The 20532-nt window shown below is 62.8% G+C and carries 24 protein-coding genes, 1 tRNA gene and 1 pseudogene; 11 read left to right on the top strand and 15 right to left on the bottom strand.

What is annotated here, in order from left to right; genetic code table 11:
- Nucleotides 1-147: 147 nt before the first annotated feature.
- The gene (locus BLS91_RS10580; protein ID WP_198412711.1) at nt 148-678 is read left to right on the top strand and encodes a GNAT family N-acetyltransferase; all 531 of its coding nucleotides are present in this window, start codon (nt 148-150) and stop codon (nt 676-678) included.
- A 28-nt stretch (nt 679-706) separates the two neighbouring features.
- On the opposite strand, the gene BLS91_RS10575 is transcribed toward BLS91_RS10580, so the two are convergent.
- The 4 genes from BLS91_RS10575 to BLS91_RS19605 all read right to left on the bottom strand — a co-directional run bounded on the left by BLS91_RS10575 (nt 707) and on the right by BLS91_RS19605 (nt 2851).
- Nucleotides 707-1213 (bottom strand): GNAT family N-acetyltransferase, encoded by a 507-nt coding sequence (locus BLS91_RS10575; protein ID WP_092340676.1) that lies wholly within the window; start codon nt 1211-1213, stop codon nt 707-709.
- A 173-nt stretch (nt 1214-1386) separates the two neighbouring features.
- The gene (locus tag BLS91_RS19935) at nt 1387-1632 is read right to left on the bottom strand and encodes a hypothetical protein (protein WP_158252833.1); all 246 of its coding nucleotides are present in this window, start codon (nt 1630-1632) and stop codon (nt 1387-1389) included.
- 485 nt (nt 1633-2117) lie between these two features.
- Entirely contained in the window at nt 2118-2261 is a 144-nt protein-coding gene (locus BLS91_RS19930; RefSeq protein WP_158252832.1) for a hypothetical protein, read from the bottom strand.
- Nucleotides 2262-2428: 167 nt separating this feature from the next.
- Nucleotides 2429-2851, bottom strand: coding sequence for an ArsR family transcriptional regulator (locus tag BLS91_RS19605; protein ID WP_134505144.1), 423 nt, complete (start codon nt 2849-2851; stop codon nt 2429-2431).
- Nucleotides 2852-3216: 365 nt separating this feature from the next.
- On the opposite strand from BLS91_RS19605, the gene BLS91_RS10560 reads away from it, so the two are divergent.
- The 5 genes from BLS91_RS10560 (at nt 3217) to pdxH (ending at nt 5562) form a co-directional block, all read left to right on the top strand.
- Nucleotides 3217-3492: a type II toxin-antitoxin system Phd/YefM family antitoxin gene (locus BLS91_RS10560; protein ID WP_092340673.1), complete on the top strand. Its 276-nt coding sequence runs from the start codon at nt 3217-3219 to the stop codon at nt 3490-3492.
- Nucleotides 3493-3500: 8 nt separating this feature from the next.
- Entirely contained in the window at nt 3501-3752 is a 252-nt protein-coding gene (locus BLS91_RS10555; protein WP_369827295.1) for a type II toxin-antitoxin system RelE family toxin, read from the top strand.
- 106 nt (nt 3753-3858) lie between these two features.
- Nucleotides 3859-4110 (top strand): type II toxin-antitoxin system Phd/YefM family antitoxin, encoded by a 252-nt coding sequence (locus tag BLS91_RS10550; protein WP_092340671.1) that lies wholly within the window; start codon nt 3859-3861, stop codon nt 4108-4110.
- A complete protein-coding gene (locus BLS91_RS10545) occupies nt 4107-4367 on the top strand; it encodes a Txe/YoeB family addiction module toxin (RefSeq protein WP_092340670.1) in 261 nt (86 codons plus the stop codon). The genes BLS91_RS10550 and BLS91_RS10545 overlap by 4 nt, the downstream gene beginning before the upstream one ends.
- A gap of 553 nt (nt 4368-4920) precedes the next feature.
- On the top strand, nt 4921-5562 hold the full coding sequence (pdxH, locus tag BLS91_RS10535; protein WP_174774954.1) for a pyridoxamine 5'-phosphate oxidase: 642 nt from the start codon (nt 4921-4923) through the stop codon (nt 5560-5562).
- Between the two features lie 20 nt (nt 5563-5582).
- Here the strand turns inward: pdxH and BLS91_RS10530 are convergent.
- The 5 genes and pseudogenes from BLS91_RS10530 to BLS91_RS10510 all read right to left on the bottom strand — a co-directional run.
- Nucleotides 5583-6054: pseudogene (locus BLS91_RS10530) on the bottom strand (2OG-Fe(II) oxygenase family protein); the annotation flags it as partial.
- Nucleotides 6055-6124: 70 nt separating this feature from the next.
- Nucleotides 6125-6640, bottom strand: coding sequence for a GNAT family N-acetyltransferase (locus BLS91_RS10525; RefSeq protein WP_092340667.1), 516 nt, complete (start codon nt 6638-6640; stop codon nt 6125-6127).
- A 334-nt stretch (nt 6641-6974) separates the two neighbouring features.
- Nucleotides 6975-7250: a DJ-1/PfpI family protein gene (locus BLS91_RS20330; protein ID WP_276326801.1), complete on the bottom strand. Its 276-nt coding sequence runs from the start codon at nt 7248-7250 to the stop codon at nt 6975-6977.
- 555 nt (nt 7251-7805) lie between these two features.
- Nucleotides 7806-8246 (bottom strand): GyrI-like domain-containing protein, encoded by a 441-nt coding sequence (locus tag BLS91_RS10515; RefSeq protein ID WP_092340666.1) that lies wholly within the window; start codon nt 8244-8246, stop codon nt 7806-7808.
- 379 nt (nt 8247-8625) lie between these two features.
- Nucleotides 8626-9054, bottom strand: a complete 429-nt coding sequence (locus BLS91_RS10510) for a MarR family transcriptional regulator (RefSeq protein WP_092340665.1) — start codon at nt 9052-9054, stop codon at nt 8626-8628.
- 106 nt (nt 9055-9160) lie between these two features.
- Between BLS91_RS10510 and BLS91_RS10505 the strand changes: the two genes are divergently transcribed.
- The 5 genes from BLS91_RS10505 to BLS91_RS10485 all read left to right on the top strand — a co-directional run bounded on the left by BLS91_RS10505 (nt 9161) and on the right by BLS91_RS10485 (nt 15055).
- Complete coding sequence (locus tag BLS91_RS10505; RefSeq protein ID WP_092340664.1) at nt 9161-10615, top strand: proton-conducting transporter transmembrane domain-containing protein; 1455 nt, start codon at nt 9161-9163, stop codon at nt 10613-10615.
- Nucleotides 10612-13050: a putative inorganic carbon transporter subunit DabA gene (locus BLS91_RS10500; protein WP_159433849.1), complete on the top strand. Its 2439-nt coding sequence runs from the start codon at nt 10612-10614 to the stop codon at nt 13048-13050. The genes BLS91_RS10505 and BLS91_RS10500 overlap by 4 nt, the downstream gene beginning before the upstream one ends.
- 14 nt (nt 13051-13064) lie before the next feature.
- On the top strand, nt 13065-13364 hold the full coding sequence (locus BLS91_RS10495) for a P-II family nitrogen regulator (protein ID WP_092340788.1): 300 nt from the start codon (nt 13065-13067) through the stop codon (nt 13362-13364).
- Entirely contained in the window at nt 13361-14200 is an 840-nt protein-coding gene (locus tag BLS91_RS10490) for a DUF6671 family protein (protein WP_092340662.1), read from the top strand. Before BLS91_RS10495 ends, BLS91_RS10490 begins: the two co-directional genes overlap by 4 nt.
- A 210-nt stretch (nt 14201-14410) precedes the next feature.
- Entirely contained in the window at nt 14411-15055 is a 645-nt protein-coding gene (locus BLS91_RS10485; RefSeq protein ID WP_092340661.1) for a site-specific integrase, read from the top strand.
- Between the two features lie 35 nt (nt 15056-15090).
- On the opposite strand, the gene BLS91_RS10480 is transcribed toward BLS91_RS10485, so the two are convergent.
- The 6 genes from BLS91_RS10480 to eno all read right to left on the bottom strand — a co-directional run bounded on the left by BLS91_RS10480 (nt 15091) and on the right by eno (nt 20522).
- Nucleotides 15091-15167 (bottom strand) — tRNA-Leu (locus BLS91_RS10480).
- Nucleotides 15168-15240: 73 nt separating this feature from the next.
- Nucleotides 15241-16743, bottom strand: a complete 1503-nt coding sequence (locus BLS91_RS10475) for an NAD(P)/FAD-dependent oxidoreductase (protein ID WP_092340660.1) — start codon at nt 16741-16743, stop codon at nt 15241-15243.
- Nucleotides 16744-16765: 22 nt separating this feature from the next.
- Entirely contained in the window at nt 16766-18082 is a 1317-nt protein-coding gene (locus BLS91_RS10470; RefSeq protein WP_092340659.1) for a S8 family serine peptidase, read from the bottom strand.
- Nucleotides 18079-18621 (bottom strand): DUF501 domain-containing protein, encoded by a 543-nt coding sequence (locus BLS91_RS10465; protein ID WP_092340658.1) that lies wholly within the window; start codon nt 18619-18621, stop codon nt 18079-18081. Before BLS91_RS10465 ends, BLS91_RS10470 begins: the two co-directional genes overlap by 4 nt.
- Nucleotides 18618-19121, bottom strand: coding sequence for an FtsB family cell division protein (locus BLS91_RS10460; protein ID WP_233197390.1), 504 nt, complete (start codon nt 19119-19121; stop codon nt 18618-18620). Before BLS91_RS10460 ends, BLS91_RS10465 begins: the two co-directional genes overlap by 4 nt.
- Before the next feature lie 120 nt (nt 19122-19241).
- The gene (gene eno, locus BLS91_RS10455) at nt 19242-20522 is read right to left on the bottom strand and encodes a phosphopyruvate hydratase (protein ID WP_092340657.1); all 1281 of its coding nucleotides are present in this window, start codon (nt 20520-20522) and stop codon (nt 19242-19244) included.
- Nucleotides 20523-20532: the final 10 nt, after the last annotated feature.

The raw sequence follows: 20532 nt of genomic DNA, 5'->3' as shown, positions 1-20532 counted from the left end.
CGCTCTGACCAATGCATCGTCTCTTGCCGCATCCGACTCGGTCGATCCCGTGTCGGTCGCCATTCGGCTAGTCGTCTACATGGCGCCTGGGAGACCAAACTTGCTGATCAGTAGCCTGACGAAACATTCGTTATTAGTATCGAACGTATGAAGACGCAACCTGTCATCCGATCGGCGGTACCAACGGACGCGGCGGCCATGGCACGTCTGCACGTCGCCACCTGGCAGGAAACCTATCGGGGCATCATGCGCGACGAGATGCTGGACGACCCAGCGTTACTGTCGACGAGAGAGCGCTTCTGGACGATCGGGCTCACGGATGATCGATTCGCTCACGATCGAATCGCGGTCGCGGAACAGAACGGCGACCTGATCGGAATCGCACAGAGCGCGGCCGCCACGGATACCGATGCGACATGGAGCCAGCAACTCAACGTCCTCTACGTGCTTGCATCCGCGCACGGCACCGGCGCCGGGAAAGCTCTCCTCGACGCTGTCATCTCTCCCGAAACAGCGGCGGGGCTCTGGGTAGCAGATCCCAATCCGCGAGCCCAGGCGTTCTACCGTAAGCACGGTTTTATTCCCGACGGTTCGTGCAAGGAAGAATACGGAATCAAGGAAATTCGGATGATTCGACGTGCGCCAGCGGAGCCTGACCACAAGGCAACTTTGAAGTGAAGGATGGTCGAAGCCCCCAGCGCAGCCCCTATTCCCAACGATTTTCGCCATCTTTCTTGGACGATGTCACGTGTAATTGTTGATTGTGCGCGACGTGCATTGACGCATGATTGGCCGGATGGATGTGTGCCGTGAAATGGTCCACCCCGTTTGATCGCAACCATTCGAGCATCCCCTGAGCGGCCTCCGACGCGAAACCGTGCCTTTGCCAGGTCGGTGAGATCACCCAGGCAATGTCGGCTACGAGTTTCGATCCGTCGTTCTCGACGGTTGCCTGCACGAACCCGATCGGCTGCATGCCATCACGCTGAATGACGACCCAGTTCAACCACCACTGCGAACCATCCGCCGAGTGCCCGACTGCCTGTGCCGCATAACGGTCTTCCAACTGCTCGAGCGACGGCGCTTCCCCGCCGGTGAAGTCATAGAGCGAGGGGGCGGCCAGGACGTCGACCATAGAAGGGGCATGAAGTACCGACAGCGGTTCCAGCACGAGGCGCGCAGTCGTAATAGGTGCAGATCTTGGCCAATCCATTCATTGAGACTTGCACAGTCCTGACGCACGGCGGGAATGTGCATCTTTGACTACGGTGTGCCGCCCGGCTGTAGCGCTGCTCTGGGACCGACTTCAGGGTTTTGTGCACCTCGACGGCGAACCATTCATGATCCTCAACCCGAATCTCTGGCAATGGTCGATCAGCGGACTGTTCATCTTGATAGCAGTGAGGGCCGCGCTGTCCGGCGGCCGATGTGCTGTTCGTAAGCGATCGTGATGGCCTGCGCCCACCACCCGTGATTTTTCAATTCCAGATGCGCGATTTCATGTTGTACCAGCGGCACGATGTCGGGATGAAAAAGCTCCCGGCCACCCATAGCGTCGATAACGGCAACCCATTCCGGCCATCCGCGCTGCGTCACTTTCACATATGGCCCGACGCTTTGTGGTTTGGTCATGGGCCGAATCTAGCGGATAGAGCTGGCACGTGGGCTCGTCGTCCCAGACCACGATGACGCCGGGCTGGTAAGTCAGGAAGAGGCTGATTATGTCGAGTGTGGTTGAAAATCGGGATCGTTCGAGCGCAACCGTTCTTGAGCATGGCGACGTTCGCTGGTGTGATGCCAACCTCCACGGCGAAGTCGTCGGCTGACATGCCACCTTCAAATGACCATCACCGCGCTCTGGGCAAACGGGGCACCTGAGGAGCCTGTTACCTAGTTAAAGCCGAGATCAACGCGAAATATTCATGGAGCCCTCACTGGAACTTGAAACCAATTGGGAGGCGAATGGCCACTCCGCGATCGGGCAAGTTCCGCATAATATCAACGTTTTTGGTTATTTGAGTAGTGCCACAATCACGTCATTTTCCTACATTTGTGGGCAAAATGTGGGCAAACCCGAGAGCCTTTTTCGGTGTCTCTACCCCGTCAATAGGCCGGCATCAGTTCAAAGAGTCGAGCTGCACGATCAACGATCGCTCCTGCTGCGGGAACGGCTTGATCGACGTCGTCGACACTCGCCGACGGGCGGTCGAGGTCGGAATATTGCGTCGAGTTGCGGAGCCGCCGCATCCAGTCGAATTCACGAATTTCAATCTGCCGTGGTGGCTCGAGTTGAGCGATCGCCACTTCAAGCAGAACGGCGTGTGCACCCTCGCCGCGGGCTTTCAGCCCTTGATTGACCAGACCCGCGTAAGGCGGCCTTGCTTGAGAAGCAAGTCAACCTCGGATCTACCGCGGTCCCAACGGTCGATCATGGGTTTTCCTCACGAAGTTCAAGGCTCACGATTGGACGCTCGGTCAGTGTGCGCAAGAACGGGTCCGTGCTGGCGGCCTCCCACGCGGCCGTGCTGACTATTCGCACGTTCACCTCGCGCCCCAAATTGGTGCCCGCACGGCGTGCCGCCTCGTTGACAGCACCACGGGGCGGGTTGCCGACGAGGAGTACGTCAATGTCTGCTGGAGCATCCCCCGGCTCCCCCGCACGGCGGGCGGCCCAGGAACCATAGATAAATGCCAGATCGATTCCGGATATCCCTGACAAATGCTGGGGTATCACGACAGCCGGCCCGTACGTCAGGGCAAGCAGTTCCGCGAGGGGCCGAAAGGCCGGCGTATCAGCGCGCACTCGCACCTCGACGGACTGACCGCGCTTCTCCGTGCTGGCAAGTCCCATCTGGACAATGCGAGAGACTTCTCGGTGAGCGCTCGCATACGGCGACTTAGCGGCGCGAGCAAGTTCGGCGATTGTGAATGATCGATCGGCATTGAGAAACAGCCGTGCGAGAATTTCTCCCTGCGCATCTGACCGGAAGAGCGGGCTTAGCGCTGGCGCCTGTATGTTCACATACGCGATAATACTATCGGCTATGTGGATAAACAAGACCGGAGCGAGGGCAGGGGCACTCGGCACAACAACGCGTGCTGAAGTTTGTGCCGCAACAGAGTCTTGCGGTGTTCGTAAGGGAACCCTGAGCGGGAGGCCAGTTGTACATTTGAAGATCTCTTGTACATCAGGTAGGTGAAATGTACGATTAAAGCATGTCGACCACAGTCCCTGTCAGCGTCTCGGATGCACGCGACCAGCTCGCATCGATCATCGACCGCGCTCGCACCGAGCACGGGCCGGTCTTCTTGTCTCGCCGCGGGCGGCGAGTCGCGGCCGTTATCGACGTCGACGATTTGGAGCGCCTCATTGAATTGGCCGAAGACATGGCCGATATTCGTGCCGCTGAGGAATCGCGTGAAGAGATGCGTCGCACGAAAAGCGAACCGACTCCTTGGGAACAGGTAAAGGCGGACCTCGGCCTCGTATGACTTACTCGGTGAAGATCGCACCAGCCGCCGAACGGCAACTGCGCAAGTTCGATCCGCAGGCCCGACGTCGAGTTCAAGCAGCGATCGACCTCTTGGCAGACGATCCGCGGCCACCCAAGGCGATCCAACTCGTCGGGGGCTCTGGCGAGTGGCGGGTCCGAACGAGTGACTACCGCATCATTTACGAGATTCACGACGACCTATTAATCATGCTCGTCCTCCGACTCGGACATCGTCGCGAGATATACGAATCCCGATAGGTGATCCCGCAACAGGAACGGCTTACGCGACGATGGTGGAGCTGTGGGTGAATCTTGTAGTCGTAATCAAGGTGACGTACAATTTTCTGTACGTGAAAGGATCCCAATGCGCACCATGACATATTCAGAATCCCGGGCGAAGTACGCCGAGACACTCTCAGCAGTGGTGGATGACCGAGAAGAAGTTGTTATCACTCGTGCAGGACACGAACCCGTGGTCATCGTCTCGCTCGACGACTACGAGTCGCTCAAGGAAACCGCCTATCTGCTGAAGAACCCCGCGAACGCGCGCCGCCTCCTCGGATCGATCGATCGACTCGAGGCCGGCCACGGCACGCAGCACGCCCTTGATGAATGAAGTTGATCTGGGACGAGGATGCCTGGGACGACTACTGCTGGTGGCAGACGCAAGACCGCAAGATCCTCAAACGCATCAATACGCTCCTGAGCGACGTTAATCGCAACGGCAATGAAGGCATCGGAAAACCCGAACCCCTCAAGCACGGCTTCCGCGGGTATTGGTCACGTCGGATTACAGACGAACATCGCCTGATCTACAAGGTCGAGAACGACGAAGTCCGTATCGCCGGATGTCGATACCATCACGGGCGCTAACGCAGGCCGTATGCGGAACCCTCTACGAGACGCCCGGACTGGAGTTAACGCTTGCCGGCGTCGGGGCTATTCTCGACCGCAAACGCTGTAATTTCACGTCGGTATCGCCTCATTTTGACAAGCCCAACGGCGATCAGCCCTCCCGCGACGGCAAGGTATAGGGCCCCTCGCGTCGGCTCTGTGCCGACAAGCAGGTTGGCGATTGAAAGCAGGCCCCAAAACCCGCCGAACACGGTCCACACAATGGCGGACGTGCGAATACGCTCGAGGGCCATTCTCTGCTGAATAAGCGAGGGCATGGCGGGACTGTACACCGGGCACTGACGCCATGATGTCCACGTCGAAGGATTTCTCGAACTTCGAGCGCACCATCGGAAGTCGAACTACCCGCAAAGGGAACCACTACAGGGCCACAACTCAGGCCACGATTATGAAAAGCGCGACTGACACACACGCGGCCACAGGCTCCCCGTCCGCCTGTTCCTCCTAGGCTGGAGGGGCAGGCCGGGGAGCTTTCGTATTCCGGCGGCTCAAACCGAGGGCGAGAATACTGATGGAATCCCTGACGAGTCACACCGACTACGGCGCAGTGAGCCTGAACGAGTCCGGGGTCAACCCCGACCCGATGGTCGAGTTCGACGTGTGGCTGGCTGCCGCGGAGCAGGCCGGGCTCTACGAGCCGAATGCCATGGTGCTAAGCACCGTCGACCCGGAAGGCTGGCCGAGCAGCCGAACCGTGCTGCTCAAGGGCCTCGACGGCAGCGGCTTCGAATTCGTCACCAACTACGCGTCCCGCAAAGGCCGGGCGTTGAGCGTCACCCCGGACGTCTCGCTGCTGTTCCCCTGGTATGCCATGCAGCGCCAGGTGATCGTCTACGGCACGGCAAGCCCCACGGATGCCGCCACCAGCGACGCCTATTTCGTAGGCCGGCCGAGGGCGTCTCGCGTCGCCGCGGTCGCCAGTGACCAGTCGCGGCCCATCGCAAGCCGCGCCCTGATCGAGGAGCAGGTACGCCGGGTGGAAGAGCGTTATCCGGACGACACGGACATTCCGCGGCCGGACGACTGGGGCGGGTTCCGTGTGGTTCCGCGCGCGATCGAGTTCTGGCAGGGCCGCACGTCCCGGCTGCACGACCGCCTGCGGTTCACGGCCGGTGACGCGGGTGGCTGGACGATGGAGCGGCTCCAGCCATAACCGCGGCCCGCGGCCGGGGGTTACTTGGCGAGGTCGGAGTAGTGGATCGCGGCCACATCCGGATGCGTGCGCAGCCGGCTCTTAAGCGCATTCTCACCGTACGTGGTGAAGATCGGGTTCTCCGGTTCTGCCATGATGCCTGGGGTCTCCAACTCGTCGGGCAGGGCGAGGAGCGGGATCGTCGCGTCGAATGCCGGCCCGAAGAAGAACGGGATCGTGATCCTGTCCTCGCCGATGAGCGGCGAGATCACCCGGTGCACGGTCGCGTTCAGGTAGACGTCGGTGGCCACCTCGAGCAGCTCGCCGATGTTCGCCACGAAGGCCCCATCCAGCGGCGGCGCATCGATCCGGGCACCGTCCTTCTCGACCTGCAGGCCGCCCTTGCCCGGTTCGACGCAGGAGTGTCAGCACCCCGGAATCCTTATGCGCGCCAACGCCCTGCTTCGGCGTCGGGTCGAACTTGCCGGGGTAGCGCACGATCTTCATCACAGTGAACGTTTTCGTCGCATCGCCGGCTTGGCCGCCCGATTCCACAACGACCTCACTCCGAAAGACGAACCTCTTACGGGGTTGATGGTTCAGCGTAGGCAACCATCTGTACCCGGTGCCCATATTGGTTAAGTCCAAGTTCGGCCTCGACGCCGACCAGGGAACGATGAAATTGCGTGGATGGCTCTTCCTCGACAAAACCGGCACTTGCGTAGAACAGGGCATTCCATGGGACGTCCGCGTAGGTTCGAAGCGAGATGCGGTGGTACCCGCGCTCCTGCGCTTGGATTTTGGCGGCCGCCACGAGCGCCCGCCCCCAACCCTTCCGCGCCTCCGCCGGCGCTACGGACAGCTGCTCCAAGTGGCACAGGCCGTCGACCTCGAGAACATGAACAAACCCGCCAACGTGACCGTCGTCGAGCTCGACGACAAGGATGAAGCCGGGCTGCGACGCACGAGCAGCTCCAGAGGGGGCGGCAGCCCAACCCTCCGGCTTGAGTGTGTTGATCAAGAGCTGGTCGGCATCGTTTTCAATCTTCTCGATGACGTCGAGGTCTCCCGATCGCGCAAGGCGCACTCTGGCTGACATGTGACCAGTGTACGGATCGGCACGTCAGGGGGACATCGGGCTGTGCCAGCACGCGAGGCGGGGTCTCGAGCACCTCGTGTTTGAAAGGGAACCCTCTGCGGGACGGCTTTCGTCCGTTTGCCGCAGCGAGGGGATCCCAGTGCGGGTCCGTGTGGATCTTGAGCTCGGCAGCGGCGGCCACCGCCGCAGCAGTCTCTGGTCCGAAGAGATGTACAACCAATGCGGCGATCATGTCAATTCCTGCCGCAACGCCTGAAGACGGCCATCAGCTGCGGTCCTCTACCCACCGTGCTTGAGTGACCCATTCGACGGACGAACCATACGACGTCGCCCATCAGTACGCACGTTTATTAGTCGTCGCTCGAAACCCGTCGAGCAGCCCGGCCGCGGCGAGCAGAGCGGCCCCGGTGCACACCGACGTCACGAGTCTTGCCTCGCTCGCCCACGCTGCCAGCCTCTCGAAGAATTCGGCGTCGTTGACGAGCGAGCGAGTACCTCGTCCTCCAGGAACGAGAACGATGGAGGGAAGTTTCGCGTCACGATACCCAACGGTCGCCACGACCTCGGCACCCTGACTGCTCCTCACAAGCCCTTGAGAGGAGCCGACCAATTCGACAGAAAACGCCTACGGCAGCATTCCGAGTAGGCCTGACGGGCCAAAAACGTCGAGTAGCTCGAAACCGTCGAAGAGGACAATCGAGACGCGCCGGTGAGATTCGTCCAGGCCATCTGACAGCCCGAGCGGTTGGCCGTATCTGGGTTTGTCATTGCGCGGAAAACCACCCGGTCGCTCGCGATAGCTTCCGCAGACTCAGCACTGCCTTGAAAAATGCGATGAGTGCGACGAGGACGAGATCGCCTCCGGCCAACAAGGTCTGTCGACCGAAGGCTGCTCCACCCAGCGAGTCGGAGGAGCAATGTGGGCGGGCTGGACGAGAACGCCCGCAAGGGAAACAGTCAACGGGAGAGATCTCGGGTGGACTACGTGAATTGCCGAACTCGCTGATTTTGTGCCACACGGGAAAGATGACCTGCCACCGAGTCCCTCTCTCAACAAGTAGACGAGGCTGCCGCATCCGGACGACTTCGACAGCTGCGCGGATCACTGGCATTGCACGGCGGTTCGGCCGGTATAGCCTGATCTCGTCGTGAATGGGGGCGGCCGTCAGATGAGAATGTCGACGTAAAGTTCGTGCGGTTGTTGAACATCATCGGCCGTGTATCCGACATCGAGCTTGCGGTTCCCGAGAGTCAATCCCTGCTCTGCAGCCCAGTCATAAATCGTCTGGTAACCGCCTGCGATGGTTGCCACCGAACCGTCATGCCGGTGGTGGACGAATCTTCCACCGGGAAGGAGCGCAACAGCCATACCATCAGGCACTGCAACGTCGGCGACGACAGCTACTGCTCCAATAATCTCGCGGTAACGGCCGTCGCCTAAATGGTTGCTGGCCTCGACGAAGACGCCTGTGCCTAAGGCGGGCAGCTCGTCTTGACGGGAAAACAGCTCGCGCCAGGCCGCAGGCATCTCGGAGCGTAGCTGGCCGAAGTAAGCGACAACTTCGATTCCGATGACGGCAGTCTCACCAAGTTCAACAATCTCCATTGGTCCCTCCCAGGCTTGGCCCCGAACGATTTACTCGTGTATCCCAGAATGGTAGGGCCTCGTTACTCTAACCAGAGGGACTGTTGTCGGTTTGATGGCCTGAATGGTCGGATCCAGATCCGTAGGCAGATGGTCATCAGACAGAAAGTTCACTTCGACCGGTGCACACAATTCTGCCAACACACACGACTGATCTCACAGGAGAAAAACCTGAAATACAAGCAATTCACACTCATCCGTTCCCCCAAACGATCATCCTCGAATTTGTCTATGGATAGCCAGAGTTGAAGAATGCCACCACCCACCACCGACCGTAAGCCGAACGGTCAACGGACACCCCAACGTCCGGGAGTGGATCTCGCCGTGGAGGGCAGTTTCTCTATAGCTGCAAGTGAAGACGCAATGCGTCGTCAAGGCGCGCCATGACCTCTGCAGGGGCGTGCCAGAGGATCGCGCCCAGTCGATCGACGGCGATCGAGCGGACCTGCTCGGCCTGGGCCTTGGAGTCCTGAGGCAGCCCGGTCGTGCCGGCGGGCCGTAGAGCTTGAAAAGCAAGCAGTTCCCCGATGCGGTGGTCGCGGTCCAGCGGGTGCCGTAGCGGCATCGCCGTGTTCAGGCGGTAGAGGTTGCGCCGCCCGTCTCGCTCCCGCTCCAGGTAGCCGGCCTCTTCCAACTCGGTGACAATGCGTTGCGCTGCCCGCTCGGTGATGCCGACCTGCACTGCCACGTCCCGCAGCCGAACGTTCGGGTTATCGGCCACACACAGCAGCACGTGCGCGTGATTGGTCAGAAACGTCCAGTGCGTCATCAAATCATTGTCCCCCACGGGACCCGCTTTTCCCCATTGCTGATTTCCGATCCACAACACGTGTTATATTTATCGTGTTTTATGTTACGTGTTATGAAGGGCGGGTATGAACGGCAACCAACTGAACCAGCCGGCGGAGGTGGTCGCACGTCTCGTAGCGGTGGTCATGGGGGTCGGATTTTTGGTCACGGTCGTTGCCATTCCGGTCATCTTCTCCTCGGGCTCTCTGCGCGTGGGGATCCAGCGGTCGACGCTGCAGGTGGATGGCCTGGCGGTGGTGTTATCGGCGTTGGTGCTAGGCCTCAGCGCCCTGATCCAGAGCTTCGCGATCCGCTACCTTCGAGGCGACTCACGCCAGCTCTGGTTTGTGGCCGCCTCCGCCTTGTTGACAGGGTTCACCGTTCTGATGGTGTGTGCAGGCTCCGTCGCGGTATTTGCAGTCGGGTGGATCGGCGCGGGAGCGGCGTTGGTACTGCTGCTGGGAACGTATTTTCCGCTAGCTCAGGCTCGGCGCGGGAAGCGGGCCACCGCGGTGAGGTTCATCCTCGCCGATGCCGCGTTCGTGTCCGCGGTGGTGGTGCTGCTGGTGGCGGGTGGCGGGGACCTGTCCTGGGCCCGGCTGGGTGCTGTGGTCACGGGCCTGCCGGTGCCGGTGCAGGTGATCGTGGCCGGGCTGCTGGCGACAGGTGCGTTCGCACGCTCCAGCCAGATCCCTTTTCACGGCTGGTTGCCGTTCACTTTGGCGGCACCCACTCCTGTGTCCGCCCTGATGCACGCCGGTGTCGTCAACGCAGGCGCGATCCTGTTGTTCCGGTTCGCTCCCGCCATTGCTCTGCACGCCTCGGTCATGACGATCGTTTTTCTGGTGGGAGCGACAACACTCACCTACGCTGCTGCGGTGCGGTTGGTGCGTGCGGACGTGAAGGGTCGGTTGGTGTTTTCGACGATGGGGCAGATGGGATTCATGATCATGGCCTGCGGCCTCGGGCTGTTCGCCGCCGCGATCTTCCACCTGATCGCTCACTCCCTCTTCAAGTCCGCACTGTTCTTGGGAGCCGGCGCGGGCATCACCCAACACACCGTCAGCCGCGACCTACCTGACCCGAAACCTCGCACCCGTGTCAGTTACGGCATCGCGGTAGCGGTGGGTGTCCTCGTGCCCGGCGGCACGCTGCTGGCCGCAAAACTGGTCCTGGCGCCCACAGCCTCAGCGGCAACGATCGGCTTGCTCGGCTTCGTCTCCCTGACCGCCTCCGTCGCCCTGGCTTCCGCCCTGATCACTCACTTCACGCTCCGCACCTTCGTGTCCGGTGTCGGCGCGACAGTGCTCCTCCTGGTCGGCTACGTCGCGTTCCTCCACACTTTCACCGCTGCCTTACAGCCGGTCTTCTCCATCACTGCTGCCCCCGCATGGCTGCTGCTACTTCCGGGGCTCAGTCTGCTGGGCGTGCAACTGCTTGCCAGCACCCAGTGCCTCACCGGTTTCCGCAATCTCGTCTATGCCCGCGCTGTGACGACGACCGTATCCCGCCCGCCGAGTGTTCAGAGAGTTGTGTCATGAGTTTGATTCTTCGCGCGCAGATCGCGTCTGCCGCCCGGAACATCGTGTCCGGGTGGCCGGTGGAGTCGTTCATCGCCGTGAACCCCTTGGCCGGCCACGAGGCCAACCCTTTCCACACTGTCACCGCGGCTGGGGTTGCGCTGACCCGCGATCAGCACGACTATTTGGAGGATCTGAGGAAGGGCCGCATTACCGATGCCGACCTTGCCCAAGCAATCAGCGAACGAATCCCGGAACTTTCCTCCGCCACGTTCAGCGTGGACGGGCAGACGGTCCCCGCCGTTCGAGTCGCCGTCCTCGACATGACCACCGCCTCGTGGGCTCCGATCCCGACACCGTCCGCACCTTCGCGCTCGACGCGGTGGCTTGATGAGTATCTGGCTGCATGGTTGCCCGCGGGCCTGACCCCGGATCCGCTGTGGCCAATGCCTCACATCGGAGACGGGTTCTTTGGGGCTTGGCGCCGCCTGGCCCTCCGGGACCCCTGTCTGCCTCGGGCCGCACGACGGACCCTGCGGGAAGCACCAGTGCAGGCGGACGCGGCCCTCGACTGGGCGCTGGCCCGGCTCGCCATCGCCCCAGAACTGATCCGGGGTACCCTCGCCCAAGAACTGGAGCACCAGCCAGGATGGGTCGGTTACATCAAGTGGCGGGCAGAGAAGCACGGCGATATTGACCTGACCTCCTACCTCGCCAGCCGGTTCGTCCTACGAGCAGTGCTCACCCTCCCAGTGGCAGCATTGCCGTCGCCCGCTGGCGTAGCCGATGAGCGGGCGGGGCTCTGGCAGCGGGCTGAACAGCTCACCGCGCGCCTCAGTGAACGACCCACGCGTGAAGCCGTGGCGGCCATTGCCCGCGTGCTGGCCCACCACCCGATCACTGAGCACCCGTTCACCTGGCAGAAAGCCTACGAACTGCACTACCGCACCACCCTGATCCGGTCCCTGAGCCCGGCGACTTCGACTCGTGGAGTGCGGCCCACATTTCAGGTGGTGATGTGCATCGACCCCAGATCGGAAGGCATGCGACGTCACCTAGAAATCACGGACGAGGTGGAGACGTTCGGGTTCGCCGGGTTCTTCGGGGTACCCGTCCGGTTCGCCCGATACAGCGCCCGCGGGAGCATCAACTCGCTGCCCGCTCTGCTCACGCCACGTCACACTCTCACTGAGGACCCGACCGACACCGTTCACGCTGAGAAGTATGTGGCGCGCGGTCGTGCCCGGGACGCGCTTCGTCGGGCCGTGCACAACGCTGACTCCAGCACCGCAACCCCGTTCGCGTTCGCGGAAACGGCCGGCTGGCTCTACGGTCCAACCAGCATGCTACGCACCTTTGCACCCAGCCTGCATCGACGACTGAACCGCTGGCATTCAGTTCCGCTGCATAGTGCTGTGACGATCGCGGACGCTTTCACGCTCGAGGAACGCGCCGGCATCGCCGAAACCGCCGTAAGGATGATGGGAATGACCGATTTCGCACCACTGGTGGTGTTGGCCGGACATTCCTCCGAGTCGGCCAACAACCTCTACCAGTCCGCCCTGGACTGCGGCGCGTGTGGCGGAAACCCTGGCGCTGCCAACGCTCGCGCCGCCGCAACAATCTTCAACGACCCGGCCGTCCGGGCGCTGCTGATGCTGCGAGGAATCGACATCCCGGAAGACACGGTTTTCGTCGCAGCCGACCACAACACCACCCGCGACACCATCACCCTGCTCGACCATCACCTCATCCCCGACACCCACCGCGGCCTGACTAGCCAGTTTGATCAGCTGCACTACGACGCTGGACTAGCGCTCCTGAACGAGCGCGCGGCAGATCTTCCGGGAGCGACGAGGAGGCAGTCCCCAGCACGGGTGCGGGCGCGGGCGTATGACTGGGCGGAGGTGTACCCCGAGCTCGGGCTCGCCGGCAACGCCGCTATGGTCATCGGCTCCCGCACCCTGACCCGCGGGATCGACCTCGGCCGGCGCGTGTTCCTGCACTCCTACGACACCTCCCTCGACCCGGACGGGACCGCGCTGGAGACAATCATGACTGCCCCCCTTGTGGTCGCGCAGTGGATCAACCACCAGTACTACTTCTCCGCGCTCAACCCCGACACCTTGGGTGCGGGCACGAAAACCATTCACAACGCCATCGGCACCATCGGAGTGATCGCCGGTCAGGCCGGGGACCTCCGGCGCGGGCTGCCCTGGCAATCGGTCGGGGTCGGCACAACACTCTTCCATGAGCCGATGCGGTTGGCCGTCATCATCGAGGCACCCCTGGAGCGGATCGGTGTCATCATCTCCCGCAACCAGGTGCTGAGGAACCTGTTCGACAACGACTGGATCACCCTCACCGCCCGCAGCACCGCCCACGAACCCTGGCACCAGTACGGCGCCTACGGGTGGAAACCGACAAACTCGACCACGGAAGGGACCTCACTGTGAACAACCTGACTCAGATGACTCGATTGGAGGTGATCGTGCCCGCCCGTGACGCTTCCGCCATCCGCGAATTGATCACCACCGCCGGCGCCACCGGCTACACCTCGGTATCCGGGGTGTCTGGCATCGGCCACCATGGCCAACACTCTGGTGCCCTGCTGTTCAACGAATACGACACCCTCACCATGCTCATCACCGTCCTTCCCCCGGGCAAATCCGGCGAGCTCATCGACGCCATCCGCGAGCTGCTCAGCACCTCCAGCGGAGTCATGTTCGTGGCCGACACCTACGTCTCCCGCCCCGAGTACTTCCAATGACTCTCCGCCCCACGCACTATAAAGACCGCCACATCACCTTCGCAACCATGCACGGCAAAGAACACCTCGCACGCGACGCATTCCGTGACGTTCTCGGTGCGACAGTCACCGCCCCCGAAGGACTGGACACCGACCAGTTCGGAACCTTCGCCGGCGATATCCCCCGCATCCTCACCCCCAGAGCTGCCGCCCGCGTAAAAGCTCGCCTCGGCATGCAAATGGCCAGCAGCACCCTCGGTCTTGCCTCCGAGGGAAGCTTCAGCGCAACCTTCGGGCCGGTCGAGCACATGGAGATTCTGCTGTTCATCGACGACGACCTCGGACTGGAACTCATTGAAGGCACCCGCACCACCTCCCCCATCCCCGGAGGCCACACCATCACCGCGGCACCCCAAGCCCGACGTTACGGTGAAGCGCTAGGCTTCCCCGCCCAAGGAGTGATCGTGCAAAGCACGAAAGCTGCCCTAACCACCGCCCACAAAAACATCACGGACCTTGACCAGCTTGAGCAGACCGTTCAGGCAATGCTCAAGAATGGGTCCACCGTGATCGTTCTACCCGACTACCGGGCGCACCACGCACCCTCCCGCGCAGATACCATCCGAACCCTCTGCGCCCAAATGGCCCAACGTCTCGCCACCGAATGCCCCACCTGTCAGACCCCCGGGTTCGGGCAAGTCGACGTCGAACACGGCCTCCCCTGCTCCCAATGCGGTTCCCCGACCCGCGTCATCGCCGCCGACATCCACGCCTGCGGCAAATGCGACCACCGGAGCAGAGTCTCACGCGACAACACTCGCGCCGACCCCACCTGGTGCGACTACTGCAACCCCTGACCCGACGCCCGCGTCCAGGCCAACCCCCTCGACGCCACGAATTTCGAGGGGTTGTCTCTTAAACGGTGTTTCCGGCGTTGTTTCCCTCGCTGAATCGCCCCAGGTTTGCTGCCGCTCCTATGCGGATTGCGGCTCTCGGTTGAGGGCCGCGTAGCGGGCTTGCTTGAACTCGGTTGGTGAGAGGTATCTGAGGCTCGGTGAAGCCTACGGTTGAAGAAACCGCACACGTATCTCTCACACGAACAGGTCGACCTGCTCGCAACCTCGGCGACGACGCACGGAACAGTCATACTGACCCTCGCCTACACCGGCCTGCGCTGGGGTGAGGTGACTGGATTACGGGTGCGAGACGTGGACCTCACCCGCAGGCGTCTGGCGGTACGGGAGAACGCCGTGCGGGTCGGCGGCAAGATTCTCCTCGGCACGCCCAAGTCGCACGAGGCACGCACGGTTCCGTTCCCGCCGTTCCTGGCGGACCGCCTGGCACTGCTTTGCGCCGACAAGACACCTGACCAGATCCTGTTTGGCAACGGGCTGTCGCACCAGCGCACCCCGTCAGCTCGGGACGGCTGGCTGGTCTACGCCCTCAAACGCGCCCGGGAGGTCGATCCGACTTTCCCGCGCGTCACGCCGCACGATCTACGGCACACCGCCGCGAGCTTGGCTGTGTCCGCCGGCGCGAACGTCAAAGCGCTGCAGCGGATGCTCGGCCACGCCTCGGCCGCGATGACCCTCGACGTGTACGCGGAGCTCTTCGACGACGACCTGAACAGCGTCGCAGTGGCCCTCGATCAGGCCCGAATGATTTTAAGTGTGGGCGGAATGTGGGCAATCAGGGTACTGAGGCCCCGGTGACCAAGTTAAATCCTAGATCAGAGTAGAAATTCTCGTGGTGCCCCCACTGGGACTTGAACCCAGACTGTGACGATTTTAAGTCGTCTGCCTCTGCCAATTGGGCTATGGGGGCATACCCGGTGACGGGCAGTTACAGCGTAGGTGCTGCCGAGCGCGAATACCGCCCGGCAGCACCTACCGAAAAGCTACTTCGAAGCGGATGCCTCAGCGGCCGCCTTCTCCGCAACCGGCGCCTGCGCGGCGGGTGCCTTCGTGGCGCCAGCGGCGGCATCCGCTGCAGCAGCCTTGACCGTGGGCTTGCGCGGCGCACGAGGCGCACGCGGAGCCGTCGGCGCCTTGGCTGCGGGCGCAGCAGCAGCCGGTGCCGGCGGCTTCGGACGCGACGCGAACTCTTCGAACACAGCGCGCGGGTTCTCGGTGGCGCCGAGCGACACGACATCGCGACCGAGGAACACGTTGTTGACCCAGCCCCAGACGACGCGCAGTTTGCGCTCCCAGCTGGGCATGGCCAGGCCGTGATAGCCGCGGTGCGCGAACCAGGCCGGCAGACCGGTGATGGCGAGGTTACCGCTCTGGAACACGCCGACACCAATGCCGAGACCGGCCACGGCACCGAGGTTCTTGTGCAGGTACTGCACGGGCTCTTCGCCGCGCAGCACAGCAACCAAGTTCTTGGCGAGCAGCTTGCCTTGACGCACGGCGTGCTGGGCGTTGGGCACGCAGTTGCCGCCGACACCGCCACCGCTCAGGTCGGGAACGCAGCTCACGTCGCCGGCACCCCAGGCGTCAGCGATGATGTCGTCTTCGGTTCCAACACGCAGGTCGGCACGAACCTGCAGACGACCACGCTCTTCGATCGGCAGATCAGTGTGACGCACGATCGTGGGGTTGGCCATGACTCCGGCCGTCCAGACGATGAGGTCGGTCTCGAAGGTCTCTCCGGTGGAGAGCTCGATCTTGCCGTCGACCGCGCTGGTCAGCTGGGTGTCGAGGTGAATCTGCGCACCGCGACCGGCCAGGTTGTCGATAACCCACAGGCTTGTCTTGAGCGAAACCTCGGGCATGATGCGACCCATGGCTTCAATGAGATGAAAGTTGGTCTCTTCGAAGCTGATCTCCGGGTAGAGGGTAAGCAGCGAGGTGGCGAAGGAGCGCAGCTCGGCGAACACCTCGATACCAGCGAAACCGCCACCGACCACGACGAAGGTAAGCAGACGTTCGCGTTCCGGGCCAGCCGGCAGGGCAGCCGCCCGGTCGAAGTTGGTGAGCACGCGGTCGCGAATGGCGACGGCTTCTTCGACGGTCTTCAGGCCGATGGCCTGGTCGGCAACACCTGGGATCGGGAAGGTGCGCGACACAGCACCGGCCGTGACCACGACGATGTCGTACTTGAACTCGTACGGCTCGCCGATCGGCGGAGTGATCGTGGCCGTCTTCTCGGCGTGGTTCACGTACGTAACCTTGGCGGAGACAACATTGGTCTTCTTGAGGTGCCGACGGTGCGACACAACCACGTGACGCGGCTCGATAGACCCGGCAGCCACCTCCGGCAGGAAGGGCTGGTACGTCATGTATGGCAGCGGGTCAACAATGGTGACCTCGGCTTCGCCGGATCGTAGCCATTTCTCGAGCTTCCACGCCGTGTAAAAACCGGCGTAGCCGCCACCAACAATGAGAATTTTGGGCACGATGAGAAGGCCTCCTACATGATTATGTTTGTGCGAAATCTTTGGGGTTGCGCCGAATTCGCTTGATTTGCCGAGTGGCCCCAATGCCCAACAGCGTTACTAGGATACCAAACACCACGAGTACAGCGAGCGGCAGACTAATATAGGTCAATGTCAGTTGGTTGGGAAGCCAGGCCGTGAGCACGTTCTGGGTCGGTAGCGCCGGGTCGTCGTCCACGGCTGCGGGCGCCTCGGCGGCGGGTTCCTCGGTGGGAACCACCTCGATCTGGGCCCGACGGTGCAGGGTGATCCACTCCGTCAGCAACTCGCTCGGAGTGGCCCCGGTCGCCGGAGCGACATATCGGGTCACCGCGGCTGCGGCATCGATCAGACCATTGCCGTAGATCGGGCTCGGCACTGATTGCCCGTTCGCGTTCGCGGTGGCGATCACCCGGTTCATGACCCCCGCCGCGTCAAGGTTGGGATACGCGGCTCGAACCAGCGCAACGAGCCCGGACACAATCGGCGCCGCCGCGCTGGTTCCGTCCCACTGCACGTACGACGAGTCCGGCATGACACCCACCAACTTCTCACTCGGAGCGGCGATGGCGATAGTGATTCCCTGCGAGGACGCGTCGAAACTTGCCGTCTTGTTGCGGTCAACACCGGCCACAGTGAGCACACCGGGAATAGTCGCGGGAGCACCGACCTCGGTGGTACCGCTCCCCCGGTTGCCGGCCGCAGCAACGACGACGACATCGTTCTCAAACGCGTAAAGAAAGGCGTCGTCCCAGCTTTCCGGCCAGTACAGCGTGTTGCGGGTAAGCGACATATTGATGACATCAGCACCGTTGTCGACAGCCCAGCGGATGCCCTGCGCGATCTGGTCATCGTTACTCACCGTGGAACGGGTGCTTCCGAACCCGACCGACACCGCCAGAATGGATGCTTCCGGCGCCACCCCGATGAGGCCCGCGCCGTCACCGGTTCCGCGACCGGCCAGCAGCGAGGCCACCAGAGTGCCGTGCTCTCCGTCATCGTCGTCGCCGGCGACCGGCGTCTGGCCATTTGCGGAACCGAGGCCGGAAACATCCGTTCCCCCGGTCACGACGCCGTTCAGCTCGGGAACGCTGCCGTTGACCCCGGAGTCGATGACGGCGACGGTGACGCCGGCGCCCCGCGTGGTGTTCCAGGCTTCGGTGAACCCGTAGTCGTTCAGCCAGTACTGCAGGTCACGAATCTGGTCGGCGTGGGCTGCGGGCGCGTCGACCACGACGGAGCCGGCGATAGTGCCGGCGAACAGCGTTGTGGCGAGGGCGAGCGCGACACCGGTGGTGACAGGGCGAGAGCGTGCGGTCACTCCGAAGCCGACCCTGAAGCAGCGGCCAACGCGGTGTAGTCCAGGCAGACACAGACCGTGGGCGACCAGGCCGCACGCGCCAGCGCGAGGTCGCCGATCGGGTTCACGCCGGTCCCGGCGGCCAGGGAGTGCGCGGCGAGGGCGTGCAGGCACTTGACCCGGTTCGGCATGCCGCCGGAGGAGATCCCGGCGATTTCCGGCACGGTGCCGAGCTGGTCGCGGTCGAACAGAAAGCTTTCGTGAGCGCGCTCGTAAGCTGCCCGCACCTCGTCATCGTCGGCGAGCAGGTCGTTGTATTCGTTCATGACCTGGGTGGCCTCGAGCGAAGAGATCGCCGCCGTCGCGGCCGGATGGCAGAGGTAGTACAGCGTGGGAAACGGGGTGCCGTCGGCCAGCCGGGGAGCGGTAGCGACCACGGTCGGCGCTCCGCAGACACAGCGAGCGGCGATGCCGACCACGTTGCGGGCCGGGCGACCGAGCTGCGCCGAAACGAGATCGATATCGGCCGCAGTGAACGGTTCGAACGGCGGCCGGGTCATGGCACCACCGGTGCGGGTGCTTGCGGAGCGAGGCCGGCCGTCATGGTGGAGGCGAACAAGGAACCCAGCCAATCAATTGTGGTGCTTTGAATATTGGTGCTGACCGGGCTCGTATCCGCTTCGAGCGGAGCGACGATCGGCAGATCGTTGATGACGAGAAAGCTGATGTCTCCTGGCAGCACGTACGACAGCCGCTCTCGGGCCTGCGTCGTGACATAGGTGCGGTCGTTCCAGCGCTCCCGCTGGCTCGTGAGCTGGTCGACCTCGGCTTTCTGGTCGGCGACAGCTGCACTGAGCTGGCTGATTTGCTGCCGCTGTTCGGCGTAGGTGCGCAGACTCGGCGCGAGCACCACGACGGCAAGAATCAGTACGACCATCATCACGAGGGAAAATCCGGAGAAGCGGATGCTGCGCAGCCAGCCGCCGGCGGGCGTCTCGGTTTCCGAAACAGCGGGTTGCCGTGCTGCCGACGTGCTCTGGGCAGGTCGTTTCTGATCCACGGCAACTCCTTCCGCTGGCTGAACGTGCTGGTGAAAATGGTACCAAGTGAAAGCTGTGGGCCCCCGACCAGCCGAATCGGTGGTCGGGAGCCCGCTCCCGTGCTTTCTTGTGGGGCGCTGTTACGCGGTGAAGCGGGGGAACGCGGTGCGACCGGCGTAGACCGCGGCCTCGCCGAGTTCTTCTTCGATGCGCAGCAGCTGGTTGTACTTGGCGACGCGCTCGCTGCGCGCCGGCGCACCGGTCTTGATCTGGCCGGCATCCGTTGCGACGGCGAGGTCAGCGATGAAGGTGTCTTCGGTCTCGCCAGAGCGGTGCGAGATGATCGCCGTGTAACCGGCGCGCTGGGCGAGGGAGACGGCATCCATCGTCTCGGTCAGGGTACCGATCTGGTTGACCTTGACCAGAATGGAGTTCGCTGCCTTGAGCGTAAGGCCCTTGGCCAGACGCACCGGGTTGGTGACGAACAGGTCGTCTCCGACGATCTGCACCTTGTCGCCGAGCGATGCGGTGAGGTGCACGTAGCCGTCCCAGTCGTCTTCTTCGAGCGGGTCCTCGAGGGAGACGAGCGGGTAGTCGGTGACAAGCTCGGCGTAGTACGCGCTCATCTCTTCGGCCGAGAGCTTCTTGCCCTCGAAGTTGTAGCTGTCGTCCTTGAAGAACTCGCTCGCGGCCACGTCGAGCGCGAGGGCGATGTCCTTGCCGGGAACGTAGCCGGCGTTTTCGATGGCTTCGACGATGAGGTCGAGCGCAGCACGGTTGCTCGGCAGGTTGGGAGCGAAGCCGCCCTCGTCGCCGAGGCCGGTGGACAGTCCCTTGGACTGCAGCAGCGCCTTGAGCGAGTGGTAGGTCTCAACACCCCAGCGCAGGGCCTCGCTGAACGACTCCGCTCCGAGCGGGACGATCATGAATTCCTGGATGTCGACATCGTTGTCGGCGTGCGAGCCGCCGTTGATGATGTTCATGAGCGGCACGGGCAGGGTGTGCGCGTTCGGGCCACCGAGGTAACGGAACAGCGGCAGCCCGGCCGAGCTCGCTGCGGCCTTGGCCACGGCCAGGCTCACGCCGAGGATGGCGTTGGCGCCGAGACGCTCCTTGTTGTCGGTACCGTCGGCTTCGATAAGCACGAGGTCGACGATGCGCTGGTCGGTCGCGTCGATGTCTTCGACCGCGGGGCCGAGGTCGTCGATGACGGCTTCGACGGCTTTGAGCACGCCCTTGCCCTGGTAGCGGGCCTTGTCGCCGTCGCGCAGCTCGTAGGCCTCGAACACGCCGGTGGACGCTCCGGACGGCACGGCAGCACGGCTGACTGTTCCGTCGCCGAGCAGAACTTCGACCTCGATGGTCGGGTTGCCACGAGAGTCGAGAATTTCGCGTGCGTCTACTGCCTCAATTAGGGCCACAACTGTCTCC

The sequence above is a fragment of the Cryobacterium flavum genome, assembly GCF_900103805.1.
Classification (GTDB): domain Bacteria; phylum Actinomycetota; class Actinomycetes; order Actinomycetales; family Microbacteriaceae; genus Cryobacterium; species Cryobacterium flavum.
This window is presented reverse-complemented; position numbering and strand designations above follow the sequence as displayed.

Coding starts and splice junctions, on each gene's coding strand:
- BLS91_RS10515 (WP_092340666.1), bottom strand. CDS start 8,246: ATGGAGATTGTTGAACTTGGTGAGACTGCCGTCATCGGAATCGAAGTT.
- BLS91_RS10525 (WP_092340667.1), bottom strand. CDS start 6,640: ATGTCAGCCAGAGTGCGCCTTGCGCGATCGGGAGACCTCGACGTCATC.
- BLS91_RS10505 (WP_092340664.1), top strand. CDS start 9,161: ATGAACGGCAACCAACTGAACCAGCCGGCGGAGGTGGTCGCACGTCTC.
- BLS91_RS10575 (WP_092340676.1), bottom strand. CDS start 1,213: ATGGATTGGCCAAGATCTGCACCTATTACGACTGCGCGCCTCGTGCTG.
- BLS91_RS10580 (WP_198412711.1), top strand. CDS start 148: ATGAAGACGCAACCTGTCATCCGATCGGCGGTACCAACGGACGCGGCG.
- BLS91_RS10545 (WP_092340670.1), top strand. CDS start 4,107: ATGAAGTTGATCTGGGACGAGGATGCCTGGGACGACTACTGCTGGTGG.
- BLS91_RS19605 (WP_134505144.1), bottom strand. CDS start 2,851: ATGGGACTTGCCAGCACGGAGAAGCGCGGTCAGTCCGTCGAGGTGCGA.
- pdxH (WP_174774954.1), top strand. CDS start 4,921: ATGGAATCCCTGACGAGTCACACCGACTACGGCGCAGTGAGCCTGAAC.
- BLS91_RS10500 (WP_159433849.1), top strand. CDS start 10,612: ATGAGTTTGATTCTTCGCGCGCAGATCGCGTCTGCCGCCCGGAACATC.
- BLS91_RS19935 (WP_158252833.1), bottom strand. CDS start 1,632: ATGACCAAACCACAAAGCGTCGGGCCATATGTGAAAGTGACGCAGCGC.
- BLS91_RS10550 (WP_092340671.1), top strand. CDS start 3,859: ATGCGCACCATGACATATTCAGAATCCCGGGCGAAGTACGCCGAGACA.
- BLS91_RS10510 (WP_092340665.1), bottom strand. CDS start 9,054: ATGACGCACTGGACGTTTCTGACCAATCACGCGCACGTGCTGCTGTGT.
- BLS91_RS10560 (WP_092340673.1), top strand. CDS start 3,217: ATGTCGACCACAGTCCCTGTCAGCGTCTCGGATGCACGCGACCAGCTC.
- BLS91_RS10490 (WP_092340662.1), top strand. CDS start 13,361: ATGACTCTCCGCCCCACGCACTATAAAGACCGCCACATCACCTTCGCA.
- BLS91_RS10465 (WP_092340658.1), bottom strand. CDS start 18,621: ATGACCCGGCCGCCGTTCGAACCGTTCACTGCGGCCGATATCGATCTC.
- BLS91_RS10495 (WP_092340788.1), top strand. CDS start 13,065: ATGACTCGATTGGAGGTGATCGTGCCCGCCCGTGACGCTTCCGCCATC.